General features: G+C 42.4%; 12 protein-coding genes and 2 tRNA genes. 7 read left to right on the top strand and 7 right to left on the bottom strand.

Annotated features, from left to right (window positions below):
- Window positions 1-288 precede the first annotated feature (288 nt).
- From QVO88_RS05760 to QVO88_RS05740, 5 genes are all read left to right on the top strand, one after another.
- On the top strand, window positions 289-630 hold the full coding sequence (locus tag QVO88_RS05760; protein ID WP_022287561.1) for a helix-turn-helix transcriptional regulator: 342 nt from the start codon (window positions 289-291) through the stop codon (window positions 628-630).
- A 932-nt stretch (window positions 631-1,562) separates the two neighbouring features.
- On the top strand, window positions 1,563-3,455 hold the full coding sequence (locus QVO88_RS05755; RefSeq protein ID WP_022287560.1) for a DNA adenine methylase: 1,893 nt from the start codon (window positions 1,563-1,565) through the stop codon (window positions 3,453-3,455).
- Between the two features lie 62 nt (window positions 3,456-3,517).
- Window positions 3,518-5,353: a recombinase family protein gene (locus tag QVO88_RS05750; RefSeq protein ID WP_022287559.1), complete on the top strand. Its 1,836-nt coding sequence runs from the start codon at window positions 3,518-3,520 to the stop codon at window positions 5,351-5,353.
- Window positions 5,307-5,654: a sigma-70 family RNA polymerase sigma factor gene (locus QVO88_RS05745; RefSeq protein ID WP_022287558.1), complete on the top strand. Its 348-nt coding sequence runs from the start codon at window positions 5,307-5,309 to the stop codon at window positions 5,652-5,654. Before QVO88_RS05750 ends, QVO88_RS05745 begins: the two co-directional genes overlap by 47 nt.
- 274 nt (window positions 5,655-5,928) lie before the next feature.
- The gene (locus tag QVO88_RS05740; RefSeq protein ID WP_022287557.1) at window positions 5,929-6,345 is read left to right on the top strand and encodes an Hsp20/alpha crystallin family protein; all 417 of its coding nucleotides are present in this window, start codon (window positions 5,929-5,931) and stop codon (window positions 6,343-6,345) included.
- Window positions 6,346-6,467: 122 nt separating this feature from the next.
- Here QVO88_RS05740 and QVO88_RS05735 read toward each other — a convergent pair whose 3' ends face one another.
- Both QVO88_RS05735 and QVO88_RS05730 read right to left on the bottom strand, forming a co-directional pair.
- The gene (locus QVO88_RS05735) at window positions 6,468-6,962 is read right to left on the bottom strand and encodes a VanZ family protein (RefSeq protein ID WP_022287556.1); all 495 of its coding nucleotides are present in this window, start codon (window positions 6,960-6,962) and stop codon (window positions 6,468-6,470) included.
- Window positions 6,922-8,274, bottom strand: a complete 1,353-nt coding sequence (locus tag QVO88_RS05730) for a CCA tRNA nucleotidyltransferase (protein ID WP_022287555.1) — start codon at window positions 8,272-8,274, stop codon at window positions 6,922-6,924. Before QVO88_RS05730 ends, QVO88_RS05735 begins: the two co-directional genes overlap by 41 nt.
- A gap of 60 nt (window positions 8,275-8,334) precedes the next feature.
- On the opposite strand from QVO88_RS05730, the gene lnt reads away from it, so the two are divergent.
- Complete coding sequence (lnt, locus tag QVO88_RS05725; RefSeq protein WP_288177807.1) at window positions 8,335-9,762, top strand: apolipoprotein N-acyltransferase; 1,428 nt, start codon at window positions 8,335-8,337, stop codon at window positions 9,760-9,762.
- Between the two features lie 6 nt (window positions 9,763-9,768).
- Here lnt and QVO88_RS05720 read toward each other — a convergent pair whose 3' ends face one another.
- The 5 genes from QVO88_RS05720 to QVO88_RS05700 all read right to left on the bottom strand — a co-directional run bounded on the left by QVO88_RS05720 (window position 9,769) and on the right by QVO88_RS05700 (window position 15,530).
- A complete protein-coding gene (locus tag QVO88_RS05720) occupies window positions 9,769-11,880 on the bottom strand; it encodes a glycoside hydrolase family 36 protein (RefSeq protein ID WP_022287553.1) in 2,112 nt (703 codons plus the stop codon).
- Between the two features lie 50 nt (window positions 11,881-11,930).
- Window positions 11,931-13,124 (bottom strand): bifunctional phosphopantothenoylcysteine decarboxylase/phosphopantothenate--cysteine ligase CoaBC, encoded by a 1,194-nt coding sequence (gene coaBC / locus QVO88_RS05715; RefSeq protein ID WP_022287552.1) that lies wholly within the window; start codon window positions 13,122-13,124, stop codon window positions 11,931-11,933.
- Window positions 13,125-13,392: 268 nt separating this feature from the next.
- Window positions 13,393-15,153: a D-alanyl-D-alanine carboxypeptidase family protein gene (locus QVO88_RS05710; protein ID WP_022287551.1), complete on the bottom strand. Its 1,761-nt coding sequence runs from the start codon at window positions 15,151-15,153 to the stop codon at window positions 13,393-13,395.
- Window positions 15,154-15,353: 200 nt separating this feature from the next.
- Window positions 15,354-15,429: transfer RNA gene (locus tag QVO88_RS05705), tRNA-Gln, on the bottom strand.
- A gap of 25 nt (window positions 15,430-15,454) precedes the next feature.
- Window positions 15,455-15,530: transfer RNA gene (locus QVO88_RS05700), tRNA-Gln, on the bottom strand.
- A gap of 228 nt (window positions 15,531-15,758) precedes the next feature.
- On the opposite strand from QVO88_RS05700, the gene mscL reads away from it, so the two are divergent.
- Window positions 15,759-16,208, top strand: a complete 450-nt coding sequence (gene mscL / locus QVO88_RS05695; RefSeq protein ID WP_022287550.1) for a large conductance mechanosensitive channel protein MscL — start codon at window positions 15,759-15,761, stop codon at window positions 16,206-16,208.
- Window positions 16,209-16,593: the final 385 nt, after the last annotated feature.

The raw sequence follows: 16,593 nt of genomic DNA, 5'->3' as shown, positions 1-16,593 counted from the left end.
CAAAGATCATACAGAGAACTTCTTCATTCATCTGACCACCTCTTGCTCTCTGTATATATAGACAATCGAGGTGCAGAAAAAGTTCCACATTTCTCAGAAAAATTTTCCTTGATCTTTATTATAACATTTTTCTTACTTAAAGTCAACAGCTTCTTAATAATTAATTTCTCATATGAGTAATTTTATTTGAAATATACAACTCATATTTACATCTTCAATTATTTATCTTGTTTCTTTAAAATAATAATATAAAGCAAAGTTAAAGAAACTGACAGGAGAGATACCCAAATGATTAATGAAAACTGGATACTCGTAAAACTTCGCAAGTACCTCACTGACTATAACTGGAGCATTTATAAGCTAGCCAAAGAGTCTGATATACCATACTCAAGTCTGAATAATATCTTCATAAGAAATACAATGCCAACTGTAAGTACCCTAATGAAACTCTGTAATGGTCTCGGCGTATCTATGTCGGACTTCTTCAAAGACGATACCCTAGAGCAGCCTGTCTCCCACGTTGTCAAGCTCTCTGATGAACAAGCTGAGATACTCACCAAGTACGATAGGCTTTCTGCTAGTGATAAGAAACTCTTAGCTGCGTACCTGTCAGGCTTGGCTAAGGAGTAGGTCTTTTCTTATACCCACCCAACCACCCCTTGATGTGATACTGGAGTTAGCTGACGGTAGAAACTTACTTTGTAAACTGCACCTCGATGGATATTAGCTGTTTAGGGTGCACTCCGTCATATTCTTTAGGGGTTCTCATATCCGTCATACTGTGTTCCTGCAAACATCATTGTACTATATTTTATCTTAGTATTGTTCTTATGCGATTTACAAAACTCGATTTGTAGAAACAGTCCTTGAACATTACTTTAGCTAAAATATAAAATTATGGAGCCAAAGCCCGTGTTTATGGGCTTTCTTACAGCTATTTAGTGATATCATAAGGCAGGTTCAGATGTCAAGCCGCCACCTGAACTAATCCTTACTTGCACTTAGCTATTTACATAAATATCCTTAAATATATGGCGTTTCTCGAGCGAAAAATAGAGTATATACTAAAATCTCGCTATAAATTTAAGTCAGATTTCACGCAAAAATCCACCTCAACAAATTATTATTTGCACTAACAAATTTACATATATCACCATGAAAATATGGCTGAACTCGCAAGAAAATATAACAAATCAGGAATTATTATACATATTCACATGAAAGTATGTGTTCTTAACCATATAAGTATTACCTACAATAAATAAGTATGACCTACGAAAAAATAGTTCATACCTCAGCAAAAGGTAAGCCGAACTAATCGGTAGAATAAAATATTAGCCAAAACAAGCCACTTCTTAGGTAGTTGACTCAGATTGCAAATCAAGACAGCCAATGCCGAAAAATGAGGATGACAGTATCAATGTAGCAAACTTATAGGTTAAACTAGCATCTCTATGGTTTCCAAGCAGAAATCATACTCACACTTCGGTCAACTCAAAGCTAAACACCATTGGCTTTAAGAATGTATACAAATAAGAATTAAAACAGGGGAGCTTAATATAATGACAAAAAAGTATTCTGTAAACATCTCAGACAGATTGCTGGCTGAGATTATAAAAATGCAAAAGGACAAGCAGGCTGACAAAAGTCAAAGCTGCAATGATAATTCTAAAGAAACTCAATTTGACAAATTTACGCCTAGCACAATGAAACACATTATAGAACATTATTTGACGTACTGCCCACACGACTTTATGCCTCGCTTTTTCTTTGATAAAAAAGGAGATACAATTTTTTCAGATCTAGCGTTAAACAATAAATATATTAACCATTTTCAAAAGAAACAGAAAAAAGCATCAGGTATCGGCACAGACTTTATAGATATCAATTATTTTTTGACAAAGGGTATTCCCACTCATAAGATCACTTTCTCTGTTCCAGACTATTTGTTGGAAACTCTTTTGTATGTATGCACACCTAAGAGCGAAAATAATAAGCTGTTCACAAGCCAAGCAAAAGCTCTAACATATGCTATTGTATTTTACATTTATGACAGCTACAAACCATTTTCTCGCACACATAAGGGAATGGATATTCACTTATTAAACCTTCTGGGTACAAAGTGGAAAAATAATATGATATCGACAAATCGCTCATTGATGTTTGCGAATAAATACACATATATCATTGATCTATTCGGCGGCGGTCTTGGCTTAACTATGAATATAACTTCTCAATTCAAGCACTTGATTATTAATGACTTTGATGTTCGTAAGGCAAATTTATTTCTTTGCCTTAAGAATGATCCGATTAGACTTATATGCGAAATTTTAAGGTTTCAATATACAGAAGAAAACTTTAACATAATGAAAGACCAAAAGTATACCGTAGAAAAAAATGATATTGATAGTAATAAGTACAATATTTTTGAGGCAGTTCGATTTCTTTTTCTTAGTGCATTCAGTTATATGTCTGATTGTAAATCTTTTTATAAAAGCAAATCGAGATTTTCAAAATTAAAACTAATAAAACGAGTTAGTTGTATTCCTATCTATAATGAACGACTACAAAAGGCTACAATACTGAATGAAGATGCACTTACAATTCTTCACAACCTCGGTGAATATATTCCTCTAAAGAATCAAGCAAGTTCCTTGATCATAGCAGATCCACCTTATTACGAAACAGTACAATATCCAAAAGGAAATGATACTAAACCGACAACATTTGAGCTCGATTTACATAAGGAACTCATCAACTTACTTTTCAGATTTGAAGGCAAATATGTCTATTATTACAGGAATAACGATACTATAAACAAAATCTTCTTTGAAAAAGCAAAACAACTTAAGAATAACGAAATAAGACCTTGTAACAAATGTAAAGATGTATACTACATTAATGTCGATATACCAATGCGAAAAAAAGCTGATAAAGACAGCAATGCCGAATCCGAAAACAATGCTGAGCTTAACGCCAACGAAGTTGACCAAACTAAAACTAAACTTAATCCCAACACAGAAAGAATAATCACAAATATCGACAATCCATTAAAAGCCGATGTGCTTGGAGCTATATTTGACAAATTCCAAACCAGAGGAAAGACATCAACTCTCAGCTTAAAACCATATACTGAAAATATAAAAGATATCTTTAGCGGCAACTTATTCTATGCTATCAGCAAAAAGCACAACAGCAACCTAAGTGGTGAACCACTTGAAATCCTTGGCGATTTTTGTAATTTCTTAGAAAAGCAAATAAATCCAGATAAGTCTGGTGTGATTAAGCGTATTCGAAAAGAAGGAAAACAAAATGGCTTATCCGATAGTGAGATTGATAAGCAATGTGAAGATGCAATGAGTGATCTTATAGTATTCTACCATTATTTAAGGTGGATTGAAACACATTTCAAAACTATAAAAAATAAAAGAAAGCTAATTGAAAACAGCGATTGACTTAAACTACTTATTGTGGTATGCTGTATGATACCCAATAAAATAAAAAAGGAGAACCTCATATGAGTACTAGCAATATTGGCTGCGATAATCGAAAGTACGCCATATATGCCCGTAAATCGAAGTTTACAGCAAAAGGCGAAAGTATAAATCAGCAGATCGACCGCTGTAAACTTCATCTTAGCAGTATGAACGTCGATGAGGAAGATATTATCATATTCGAGGACGAGGGCTATTCTGGCGGCAATACCGACAGACCTCAGTTTAAAGAGATGATGGATATGTGCGAGGATAACAAAATCCAATGCGTAATATGCTATAAGCTCGATAGAATAAGCCGATCTGTGTCAGATTTTACAAATACATTCAACAACTTAGAAAAGCACAATATTCGCTTTATCTCCGTCAGCGATGGTCTCAACGGAACTAACAGCCCTATGGATAAGGCAATGATACAGCTTGTAGCCGTGTTTGCCGAACTGGAGCGAAATATAATTGCTGAACGTATTATTGATAATATGACCGAGCTAGCACAGAAAGGTCGGTGGCTCGGCGGCACAACTCCAACGGGTTACAAAAGCGTTGAAACCTTCGGCAGTACTAATAAAGAGGGCAAAGTGCACTACGCCCGAAAACTCGAGATAGTACCCGAAGAAATGGAACTAATCAAGAGAATTTATAAGCTTTATCTCAAAACAGAATCCCTTACGGCTGTTCAGGCAACCCTACTTAATGATAATATCAAAACGAAAATGGGTAATGAGTATACACGTTTTGCAATAAAGGTTATTCTAAGTAATCCCGTATATGCTAAGGCTGATAACGCTGTCCTTAAATTTTTTGAGAATAAAGGCTCGACAATATACGCAGAAGACACCGAATTTGACGGAACTAAAGGAATGATGGTTTATAATAAAACCAAGCAAGAGAAGAATACCAGCCATAAAGTTAAACCTTACAATGAATGGATTGTAGCTATTGGCGAACATGAAGGTGTTATAGATGGAGCAGACTGGGTAAGTGTTCAAAATATTCTGGATAAAAATAAGGATAAGAACTACAATCGCCCACGCAGCCATTGTGCACTGCTTTCTGGATTGCTCAGATGCAAATGCGGTTCTATAATGTACCCTCGTGTGGCAAAAACTTATAATGAACGAGGAGAAAGAAACTTTGCGTATGCGTGTAAGATGATGCTTAACTCAAATCGACAAAGATGCAATGTAAAACGAATAAACGGCAACTTTCTCGATGATCTTGTCTGGGAGCAAATCAAAGCTCTTACATCGGATAAATCTGAATTGGCAGAGCAGCTAAAAAAGGCACAGGGCAATTTTGAAAGCGACGAACAGCCTGTACTTAAAGAACTGGAGCAGATGAAAAAAAGGCTTAGCGACAATAAACAAAAACAAAAGAACCTTATAAATTTTATTGCCAATAACGGAAGTAAAATGTCGCCTGAAATGTCCGATGACGCTAATGAGCAATACCGAAAGCTTGAAAACAGCAACAAAGAGATCAGCTCAAAAATAATCAAGCTTGAAGAAGTTGTCGCACAAAGCGAGCAAGCATTTGCTAATTTCAAAGATCTTGCAACTCGCCTATCTGAATTTTCAGCAGCCTTAGATACCCAAACCACCTTTGAGGACAAACGTTACGCTGTGCGGCAAGTCATAGAACACGCTGAATGGGATGGCAAAAATGTAAAATTATTCTTTACTGGCAATAGAACAGTAGAACTTCAGGATATAAAGGACGAACTTGCAAACTATAAAAAAGCCCACAGAAAACGGGCAAAGACAAGCTCTGATGAAAATACGACATTAGGTGAGGATAGCGAACGAGATACTAATGCACTTCCGATCCCAGAAAAAGTCTGCCAACGATATCCACTTTGACGAGCCTGTTGACTCCGATAAGGACGGCAATCAGCTTTGCCTTATCGACATAATCGCAGACGGAGAGGACGTTGCCGACAAAATAGAGCTTTCCATTCGCAGTGAACAGCTCTACCGCTATATCGAAAGCTCTCTTGATGAGCGTGAAAGACAGATAGTCACTCTGCGCTATGGTCTTTTCGGTCAGCCACAACTTCCGCAGCGAGAAGTCGCAAAACGCCTTGGTATCTCACGTTCCTATGTTTCAAGGATAGAAAAGAAAGCCTTGAAGCTTCTTAAAGACCGCTTCGATAAGCAGTGATAGGCGTTGACGCAGTAGGGGCGAACAGCGTTCGCCCGCTGATTATCATATTATGTCATGACATTGTTTTAGCACTCATAAAGTTAATGCGCTAGCACTCATATAATGAGAATGCTAAAATTCAGCTAATGTTCACAATATCTTCACACAATGAACACATAGCAGGGGTATCATAAAGACAATGAAGAAAGGAAATGATACCAATGGAAGAGCAGAATAAATGATAAAAGCTTACAAGACAATTTAAGATATAACACATCAAGGAGGAATTTATATGTTTGGACTTACACCATTTGAAAGAAAGAGCTACGACCTGTTTAACGCATTCCATGATTTTGAGAATGATTTCTTTGGAGAAAATGCACTCCAGAGCTTCAAGACCGATATCAAGGACGAGGGCGACAAATATGTAATGGAAGCAGAGCTTCCGGGCTTTGATAAAGACGATATCAAGCTTGACATCTCAGGCAACGATCTTGTTCTTACCGCTGAGCATAAGGCAGAGACAGAGGATAAGAAAGACAAGTATATCCGCCGTGAGAGGACATACGGTTCTTATCAGAGAAGCTTTGACCTTACGGGCATTGATACCAACAATATCGCCGCAGAGTACAAGAATGGTATCCTGACCCTTGACCTGCCAAAGATGCAGGATGTAAAGCCTGAAACCAAAAGACTTGAGATAAAGTGATTTAAGTAAAGCCTAGGCTTTGAATGAGGCGATACCAATGGGTCACGATATGATTTGCAATAGGTTTTGCTAGAATAAAATATCCGTGAGAGCGAAATGCCCCCACGGATATTTTTTTGTTATCACGATTTTTTCTCACGGCTTTTGAGCCATATTTTTCGTATTAGTATGGCAAGTAAAATTCCTGCCACTGCACCGCTTGTGTCGATAAGAACATCACCCACCTGCCCTGCACGCCCCGGCACGAAAAGCTGATGTATCTCATCGCTTGAAGCGTAGATGCAAGAAAAAACTGCCGCAAAAAGCCCTCTGTATCCAAGCTTTTTCACCATAGCAAGATTTATGAACGCCAGTATTCCAAGCAAGGCGTATTCGCTGAAATGCGCAAGCTTTCTTATGATGAACGTGGCGGTGTCCTTGTATTCCGCCTGCGCTGTAGTGTCAAGGCTGTCATATACAGGGTTGACAAATTCTATCACTGTGTTAAACACCGCATTTGATTGCTTGTTTGACTCGTCAGCATTGTTTGCCGAGAACATGAATATCACCACGCACCACAGCACAAGTGCCGACCCTTTAAGTATTATCTTTATCCTGCCTTTTGAAGTTGCTTTCAATGTAGCCTTTCAGCTCCTCTTTTTTGTTTTCCACCTTTTCGTCTATAACACCGTTCAATGCAAGCTCCAGCCCGATGCCGATATCCTTTCCGCCAAAGCCCATTTGTAAAAGATCCTTGCCGTTTATGTCAAGGTCGCAAATGTGGATACACTCGTTGTCCTCTTTTATCTCTATTGCAAGCTCTGCGATATGGTCAAGTTCTGCAAGCTTTTCCTGCCGTTTGTAGTCAGACTGGGCATATGTGTCAGCCCTGCGAACTTCCAGATAATCCATAACAAAGTCAAAGTCATGCTGAGCCATAAATCTCCGCACCGACTTTTTCGTGGCAGGTATCCTGTTGTCATGCTCCCATATAAGCTCATAAATATATTTTGCCGAAGCGTTGTCTATCCTGAGCCTTTTTAATATCTTCTCCGCCATGTAAGCTCCCTCGAACTGGTGCTTTTTAAAGTGCGAAATGCCGTTCTCGTCAACAGTGTGCATTCTCGGCTTGCCGATATCGTGAAGAAGCATAGTAAGCTTCATCTGCCACTGTGGTCTGACGTTCTCAACGCTCAAACAAATGTGACCGTAAACATCAAGAAAATGGTGGGGATTGTTCTGCCTGAAATCAAAGCTTTCCCGAAGCTCAGGTATGAACACCGCTATGACCTCACGATAGTCAAGCAATATCTTCCTTGCACCCTTTCCACAGAGAAGCTTTTTAAGCTCCGACGCAATGCGTTCGGCAGAAATGCTTTTTAAAAGCTCACGTTGTTCAAGTATAGCCTTTGAGGTCTTTTCCTCGATCTCAAACCCAAGGCATGAAGAAAATCTCAGCCCTCTTAATATCCTCAGAGCGTCCTCGTCAAAACGCTTTTCAGGTTCGCCAACGCATTTTATAATGCCCTTTTCAAGGTCGCCTTGTCCACCGTAAAGGTCAATAAGCCCCTCTTTTGGTGAGTATGCCATAGCGTTCACAGTAAAGTCACGACGTTTTAAGTCCTCCTCCAGCGAGCTTTCAAATGTCACCTGAGCAGGCTTTCTATGCCCTATATACTCTCCGTCACTGCGATAACAGGTTATCTCCACCGGCTCGCCCTCTATCAAAACAGTGAGCGTGCCATGCTTTAGCCCGGTTTCAATAGTGCGGAAATTTGCGAAAACTTCAAGCATTTTGTCAGGGGTGCAGTTTGTGCAGACATCGTAATCATGAGGCTTTTTGCCAAGCAAACTATCTCTTACACAGCCACCGACTATATATCCCTCGTAGCCGCACTCATTCAGCCTGTCAAGAGCCGTCTTGACAAACTGCGGAATAAAGATCTCCAATTTACTGCCTCCCTTTATAGTTTTGTGAATTATGTGGGACTTTCGGGTCATAATATTTACATGAATATCTCGAAAATAATTGACCCCAAAATCTCACGGAGAGCGTTCCTCGCCCTCACGGGTATAGTGAGCGCACTTATGCAATCTATCTTGAATTTGCCGTGGCTTGCGTTTTTTATCTTTGCTCCAATGGTGCATTGCCTGTCAGTCTGCCATGAAAAAAGGGCTTTCAGGCTTGATTTTCTGTGCTTTTTTGTACCATATTATCTTTTTCAGCTCACTTTTATGCTCACCATATGGAAAATATGTCCTCTACCGTCCTTTGCCTCTATACCTCTTGCCACTTTAGCGTGGTTAGGTCTGACCTTGTGGGAGTGTATCCTTATGTATCTTCCACTGAGCCTTTTCCTGCCCCTGCGACCGCATCTCAAACACCGTTTGTCTGAGATAGTTTTGCTCTGCCTGCTTTTGACAGCAGGGGAGTGGCTTCAAGAGAAAGTTCCGATTTTGGCGTTTCCGTGGTCTGCGGCATGGCTAGCTGTAACAAGTTCGCCGCTGCTTTTGCAATCCGCCACGCTCATAAGCTGCCGACTTACAAGCTTTATAATTTTCCTGCTCAACGGTCTGCATGGGGAGATATATACAAGCAAAAAGCGTTTTGCCTACACCGCCTTTGCACTGCTTTTGCAGGGGGCAAATTTAAGCTATGGACTTTATTCCATAAACCTCGACAAAAAGCTTGATAACATCTACCCTCAGATAGACGTTATCTGCGCACAGGATAGTCTGGAGGGCAGGGAAAAATCAGACCGTAAAGCCCTTGACTCAGCACGCTCCTATCTTTCTATAATGGAAAGCTGTTGGCGGTGGGGTACTGATCTTGTTCTGCTTCCTGAAACTGCCGTGTCGAAAGACTATGACGAACAGCTAAAAGAATTTTCCCTTATATCAGACTTTGCCGCCACCCATGGGTGTACCCTTGTGACAGGCTCGTTCTATCTTGAAAACGGCAAGGATTACAACGCTCTTTTCGCCTATGATAAAAACGGCATTGCGTCTTCGCCCTACCTGAAACAAGTGCTTGTGCCTTTCGGTGAAAAGACACCTTTTGCAGGCATTTTCCACCTTGACACTATGAGCGAATGTGCAGACGAAAAACGCACCAAGCCCCTCGCCTCAGACGGCATGACCATAGGCTCTGTTATCTGCATAGAGTCCATTTTTCCAAGCCTTGTGAGCCGACAGAAAGAGCAGGGCGCACAGATAATTTGCGTTTCCACCAACGATTCATGGTTTGGCAAAAGCTCCGCCCGTGAACAGCATTACCGCCACTGCATAATGCGAGCCGTTGAGAACAGAAGATATGTCCTCCGTGCAGGAAACTGCGGAATATCAGCGATAATATCTCCCACAGGCGAGCAACTGTCCGTAAAATCGGACAAATCAAAAGGTGCGGTGTGGGGAAAAGTTACCCTTATTGGCAGGTAACTTTTTTTACCACTCTATCTCAAAAAGTCTAGCCATATAAGGTCTGTCAAACTTAACAGAAACATTGCCTGTCGCCTTTGAAAACTCCACAGGGGTTTCGCTGAAATCAGGATAAATGCACTTCACCCTTGCGTCAACACCCTTGAGGAAGTCGATAGGCAAAACGCAGGTGTCGCTCTTGCCCTCTCTCCTCCATACGGCAAGATAAGCCTTGTTGCCGTTTCTCAGACCGAGAGATACCCAGTCGTCCGAAAATTTGGACAGTCCCAAGCTCCAGAACGGCACTGCTTCCTTTATGTCCGCCCTTATCTTCTTGTAAACGCTGATAGCCTCTTTAACAAGCGCCTTGCGCTCAGGGTCGATGTTGCCAAGGTGACCGCTCTGGTGGATACGCAGAAGCATTGCATTTATCATGTTGAAAACAACTTCTTCTCTGTCACCTGATGTGATAGGATAAGCCCAGATAGCCGATTGCTCAGGGCAAAGGGCAGTAGGGGAGTTCGCCGCAATGGTGCAGTATTTTTTGTAATCGTCTTGATCTGATGTGGACTGAATGGAGTATCTTGAAAGCATCGCATAGTCCATTCTGAGTCCACCGCTGGAGCAGTTTTCTATAATAAGGTCAGGGTGACGAGCAAAAACACCGTCAAGCCATTCAAGGTAAGCCTTTTCATGACCCCACAGACCCTCGCCAACGCTGTCGCAGTTCTGCTCAGTGCCTATACCAGGCTCTATGTTGTAATCCATTTTTATGTAGCCAATGCCGTATTCCGAAACGAGCCTGTCTATTACCTCGTCAGCGTGAGCACGGACTTTCGGATTCCTGAAATCAAGCTGATAACGGCTTCTGTCATAGACTCTCTTGCCGTGACGTGTGAAGAACCAACTGTCATCGCAAACGCTGTCCACAAGCGGACACTTTATTCCCATGACCTCTATTTCAAGCCAAAGCCCAGGTATCATGCCCTTTTTGCGGATATAGTCGGCAACTTCCTTTACGCCGTTAGGGAAACGCTTTCTGCTCTCTTTCCATTCGCCGACCTCGTCCCACCAAAAGCCGTCAGCATACCAGCCTGCGTCAATGCAGAAATATTCACAGCCTGCTTCTGCCGCAGCGTCCACAAGGGGAAACTCCTTTTCTGCCGTAGGGTCGCCCCACAGACAGTTCATGTAGTCGTTGAATATTACCGCAAGCCTCTGATTATCCTTGTTGCGGCGACGTATTTTTCTGCGGTATTTCGTCAGCTCGCCCATAGCCTTGTCAAAGCTTCCTGTCACCGAGCCTACTGCACATTTCACGCTTTCTATGCTCTCATTAGGCACAAGGTTTTTGTACCAGTGGGACTCTATCTCCGACGGACCAGAAAGCTGTAAATAGAAGTGTCCTCCCACGTCCGAAAGCTCCCAGTGCCAAGAGCCGTTTTGCTCTATCTGCCAAAACAGCACCGAGCCTGCTTCGGTGTTTTCAAGCACACCCATTGGTATGTATTCCTTTGCCGACCAGTTTCCAACGTTTGTGCAGGCAAATACCTTTGATGAACGCTGTTCCGTAGGCTTTGCAGAGGACGCAAGCCCCACCTGTTCAAGGGTGTAGTCCTGCCACTGCAATTCACGCTGCCATGAGTTGTGGCATACCCATATCTTCATCTTGTCCTCAGGCTTTTTAAGCCCCTCTTTTTCTACGCCCGTCAGCGCAAAGGAGGACATATATTCAATGGTCTGTACCTCGCTGCCCTTGTTTGTAAGGGTAGTCCAACAGCGTACAACAGACGTGCCGGTGTAAAACTGATAGTGGGACACAGCCTCAAGACCTGTGCCCTCATCAAATGTCACAAGTTCAAGCTTTCTGCCATGGTCATTGTTCACATCACGGAAGTCCTTGAACTTCATTCTCCAGCCTGGTGCGGTCACGATATATTTGTTTCCGTGACGCTCGTCAGGGCGGTCGATACCGCTCGCCTGTATCTCTACAGGTCTGAAAGTTTTCAGCCCCATGTATGAAGCCGTCTTGGCTTCATCAAAAGGCAGAGCAGAGAAGTGCAGAAGCTTCGCCTCGTTGTCGTCTGTTATCTCAAATACTATATTAATGCCGTTTTCATATATCTCAATACGTTTCATATGGCGTATTTCCCTTCGTGATCTGTTTATCTGTACATATTATCGTACACTTATATCATTTTCGCAAGCTCGTCAAGTATCCTGTGAGCGTCTTGCTCTTTGGTCATAATAGGCAGCTCCACAGCACCGCCCTCAGTGATAAGGGTGATAACATTAGTGTCCGTCTTGAAGCCTGCACCAGCGGTCTTTAGTGAGTTTGCGCATATCATATCGCAGTTTTTGTTGGTGAGCTTTTTCTCAGAGTTCTTGATAACGTCCTGAGTTTCCATAGAAAAACCGCATATGACCTGACCGTCACGTTTGTGCTGACCTAGATAGCCGAGGATATCCTTCGTGCGTTTTAGCTCTATCTTCATGTCATCGTCAGACTTCTTTATCTTGTTGTCAGCCACCGCAACAGGCGTGTAGTCAGCCACAGCCGCCGCCTTTACGATAATATCCTGCTCAGGAGCAAGCTTTGTGACAGCTTCAAACATATCCGCCGCAGACTTTACGTTCACAACGTCCACGAACATAGGCGGCAAAACCTCCATGTGACCTGCCACCAGCGTCACCTTTGCACCTCTTTGCATAGCCGCTTTAGCCACCGCACAGCCCATTTTTCCGCTTGAATGATTAGTGATGTACCTCACAGGGTCGATAGCCTCCATGGTCGCACCAGCCGTAACAAGCACATTTTTGCCTGCAAGATCCTTCTCAAAAGCAAGCTCCCGAAGAATGTATTCAAACAACACCTCAGGCTCAGGCATTCTGCCGTCGCCGTCATCACCGTTTGCAAGCATACCTCTGTCAGGAGCGATCATCTCGTAGCCGAAACGTTCAAGCTTCCGGATATTGTCCTGCACAATAGGATTGTGATACATATTGTGGTTCATGGCAGGGGATATCATTTTCTTGCAAGGGCAAGCCATGACAGTGGTGGTGAGCATATCGTCAGCAATGCCGTATGCTATCTTTCCGATAACATTAGCGGAAGCAGGAGCGACCATAACAATGTCAGCCTGCTTTGCAAGAGCAACGTGCTCAACGCTGTATTGAAAATTTCTGTCAAAAGTATCTATAAGGCACTTGTTGCCTGTGAGGGATTCAAAAGTGATAGGGTTTATAAATTGAGTGGCGTTCTGTGTCATGAGTACCTGAACATTGCAGCCCTGCTTTTTGAGCAGTCTTGCTAAAGTTGGGATCTTGTAAGCCGCAATACTGCCGCTGACGCCGAGAACGACCGTCTTACCTGAAAGAAGCATAGAGATGACCTCCTTAGTGGAAATATATAAGGCAACACCGCACAAAGCCCGCCTGACGGCTTTGCACGCCATCTGCTTGCAGATTTTCCGTCATATCACACAAAAAATCTGACTACGCATCTGACGCACAATCTTTGTGCGGTATTGCCTTAAATATAGTATAACACAGATCATGTTGAAATGCAAGATTTCAAGTGATAAGTGAGTATGTAAAATAACAGAAAACCGCTGCCCACAGATGCCCGTGAACAGCGGTCTGAACCATATGTCAATCCTTGTATTGCGAAGTTATCCCGAAGTATTCTTCAAGAGAAAGTCCGCTGTTGGTTATGTTTTGTGCTAAAGGCGTGCCTACATACCTTATATGCCAAGGCTCGTACTGATAACCGGTGTAAGCCTCCTTGCCCTTTGGATAACGAATTATAAAACCATATTTCGCACAGTTGTTGGCAAGCCACTTGGCTTCTCTTGTGCCGCCAAATGAGTCGCTGGCGTTGTTTACGTCTATTGCCATGCCCGTCTGATGGTCGCTGTAGCCGGGTCTTGCGGAGTATTTGTCTGCTGCAGCCTTGCCGTCACGGTTGCAGTACATATTATAAAGGTACCTCTGATCGTAATAAGAGCGGTAGCCTGAGCATACCCACCGGCTTATGCCGTCTTTATATGCAGCGGTCTGCATCTTTTTGAATGCCGCTGATGTTTCTTTGGTCAGACCCTTTGGGTCGTAGCTTGCAGGGAGGGAATATGTTTTGTTCGCCAAAAGAACTCCGTCAACATAGCTCATGCCGTTTATGACCTCGACAGTGTGGTCTGGGGTCTTGACGGTTATCTCCTCGGAATATGCTCCATAGTGATTTGAACCTTTATCGTCCGTTTTGCAGGCTCTTACCTTGAATCTGTATGTAGTCTTTGCGTAAAGTCCGTTTATTGCGCAGGAATTTACCGTAGATGAAGCTATGTTCTTCCACTTGCCATTTGTGTATATAAACACCTTGTAGCTTGTGCAGCCTACAGACTTCCAGTTAAGGTCAAGGGTCGAAGCGGTGATGTCAGAAGCTTTTACTCCTGTTACCTTCCTTGGATTTGTGGCGGAATTGTAGTTTTCACAATAGTCGCTGTATATCTTAACTCCGTCTACTATCTTATATGCTCTTACCTTGAAATTCTCCCTTGTTGCCGCAGGCAGACCCTTGACAGTGTAGGTCGTGCCTTTCACGTCAGCTATCTCAGGATATTTACCCTTTGAACGCATTCCCACAGAATAGCCGTCCGCACCGCTCACAGCGTTCCAGCTAAGCTTTATAGAGCTTGTGTTAGGGGTCTTAGATGTCAGACCAGTGACCTTGTTCACCGTGACAGCCTGTGCCGTTATCTCCTGAGAATATTTGCCGTAGTGATTTGCGCCCTTATCGTCACGCTTGCAGGCTCTTACTTTAAATTTATAGCTTCCTGCGTCAAGTCCTATGACAGTGTAGCTGTTTGTATCCGTCTGCGCTATCTGCGTCCACTTGCCGTTTTTCAGCATAAAGACACGATAGTTTGAACAGCCCACCTTTTTCCATGAAAGGCTGACGGAAGCATTGCCCGTCTGAGCTTTAAGACCGCTTATAGGGCGTGGATTTGTGGCGGAATTGTAGTTCACTGAATAGTCGCCATAGACCTTTTGACCGTTCACTATCTTATAGGCTCTTACCTTGAAGTTCTCCCTCGTTGCCGCAGGCAGACCTGTAACAAGATATGTAGTGTCCGTAACGTCTGCTATCTCAGGATACTGACCCTTTGAACGCATTCCCACAGAATAGCCGTCCGCACCGCTCACAGCGTTCCAGCTAAGTCTTATGGAGCTTATATCAGGGGTTTTAGATGTCAGCCCTGTGACCTGAGGCAGACTTGTCTGCTCCGCAGCTTCAACCGCCTGCACAGGCATACTCACACTTAGCATGCTGTCAGGCACAGCACCTGCCGCACATATCATCATAGCGGCACAAGCCACTGCCGCTGCATTTTTTCTGTTTATTATCTTTTTCATTTTTCAGACCTCCTTTGATGAAATTCTTTTGCACTTTAAGTATAACACATTTTTACCAGTTTGTAAACACGCAATTCCGAATTATTTTTGTTCACATTTTGTTTTTTATGTTTACTTATACTCAGTTGCAAAACCTATCTTTTGGTTGCTGAAAGAATGTATAAAAAACAAAGACCGCAGAAAAAATCTACGGTCTTTTGTGGCTGGGGTGGAAGGATTCGAACCTTCGGAATGACGGAGTCAGAGTCCGTTGCCTTACCACTTGGCGACACCCCAATGTTTGTTCGATTTAGCTTGTTTTTGGTTGGGATAGATGGATTCGAACCATCGGAATGACGGAGTCAAAGTCCGCTGCCTTACCTCTTGGCTATATCCCATCGTCATGTCCCTCACTCAAATAGCTTAATCATTATAGCACACCATTTCGAGAAATGCAATACCTTTTCATATTTGTTTACAAAACATTTACAGCGTATTAACATATATGGGCAAAACGACGTAAAACCGTACGATTTTGTAGAAAAACTATTGAAAATGGTCAAAATATGTGATAAAATGACCATAAGAGCGTGGCTCGGAACAAAAAACGAAAGGTCGTAACCGTTATGGAAGAGAAGAAAAAAGGATTTATCAAGAAGTTTGTAAATGAGTTCAAGGCGTTTGCTCTCAAAGGAAACGTCATGGACTTGGCAGTGGGCGTTATCATAGGCGCTGCGTTTCAGGGTATCGTGACGTCATTTACGGAGAATTTTATCAACCCGATAATAGGCTGTATAGGCGGTGCTGACGTAGAGGGCAAGATACATTTGCTTGGAAATCAGTACATAAACTACGGCGCATTTCTGACGGCAGTGATAAACTTTATAATCATGGCGTTCGTTATTTTTGTAATAATGAAGGTCATAAACAAGCTTGCGTCACTTGGCAAGCATGAAGAGCCTGAAAAGCCTGCAGAGCCACCGGTGGACATAGTGCTTCTTACAGAGATCAGGGATCTTCTCAAGGCACAGCAGGCGGCTGAGGCGAGCAAAGAGGAAGAAAAGGCAGAAGAATAAGATCTGAAACGGTACACTTTTTAAGTTAAGGGACAGCTCCCATGTGGGGCTGTCTTTTTTGTTGGTTATCTTTTTTACGGTATTCGCTCAAATTCAGGTAGGGGCAAACACTTTTCTTCTGTAAAAACTCCACAATTATTGCTTCTTCACTTTGTCACTTATTCTGTTTTAAATCTCTTTACTTTTTTGTCATCATATGATAAAATAATAACATATATGTTTGTGAATACTTTTAAGCTTTTAAGTTTTCTAGCTTTCAAGCTTTTAATCATGAAAGGAAGTTTTTGTATGCCTATAACCGAGATACTGGAGCGTAATGCACGAGAGTTCGGAAACGATGTTGCTCTGGTAGAGGTCAATCCTGAGATCAGAGAAACCAGACGTG

The sequence above is a fragment of the Ruminococcus sp. CAG:57 genome (assembly GCF_000435935.1).
Lineage (GTDB): Bacteria > Bacillota > Clostridia > Oscillospirales > Ruminococcaceae > Hominimerdicola > Hominimerdicola aceti.
This window is presented reverse-complemented; position numbering and strand designations above follow the sequence as displayed.

What these genes read in the sequence shown, in the direction of transcription:
- lnt (WP_288177807.1), top strand. Translation starts at nt 8,335, where the DNA reads ATGAATATCTCGAAAATAATTGACCCCAAAATCTCACGGAGAGCGTTC.
- QVO88_RS05760 (WP_022287561.1), top strand. Translation starts at nt 289, where the DNA reads ATGATTAATGAAAACTGGATACTCGTAAAACTTCGCAAGTACCTCACT.
- QVO88_RS05745 (WP_022287558.1), top strand. Translation starts at nt 5,307, where the DNA reads ATGCACTTCCGATCCCAGAAAAAGTCTGCCAACGATATCCACTTTGAC.
- QVO88_RS05740 (WP_022287557.1), top strand. Translation starts at nt 5,929, where the DNA reads ATGTTTGGACTTACACCATTTGAAAGAAAGAGCTACGACCTGTTTAAC.
- QVO88_RS05720 (WP_022287553.1), bottom strand. Translation starts at nt 11,880, where the DNA reads ATGAAACGTATTGAGATATATGAAAACGGCATTAATATAGTATTTGAG.
- QVO88_RS05755 (WP_022287560.1), top strand. Translation starts at nt 1,563, where the DNA reads ATGACAAAAAAGTATTCTGTAAACATCTCAGACAGATTGCTGGCTGAG.
- QVO88_RS05750 (WP_022287559.1), top strand. Translation starts at nt 3,518, where the DNA reads ATGAGTACTAGCAATATTGGCTGCGATAATCGAAAGTACGCCATATAT.
- QVO88_RS05710 (WP_022287551.1), bottom strand. Translation starts at nt 15,153, where the DNA reads ATGAAAAAGATAATAAACAGAAAAAATGCAGCGGCAGTGGCTTGTGCC.
- mscL (WP_022287550.1), top strand. Translation starts at nt 15,759, where the DNA reads ATGGAAGAGAAGAAAAAAGGATTTATCAAGAAGTTTGTAAATGAGTTC.
- coaBC (WP_022287552.1), bottom strand. Translation starts at nt 13,124, where the DNA reads ATGCTTCTTTCAGGTAAGACGGTCGTTCTCGGCGTCAGCGGCAGTATT.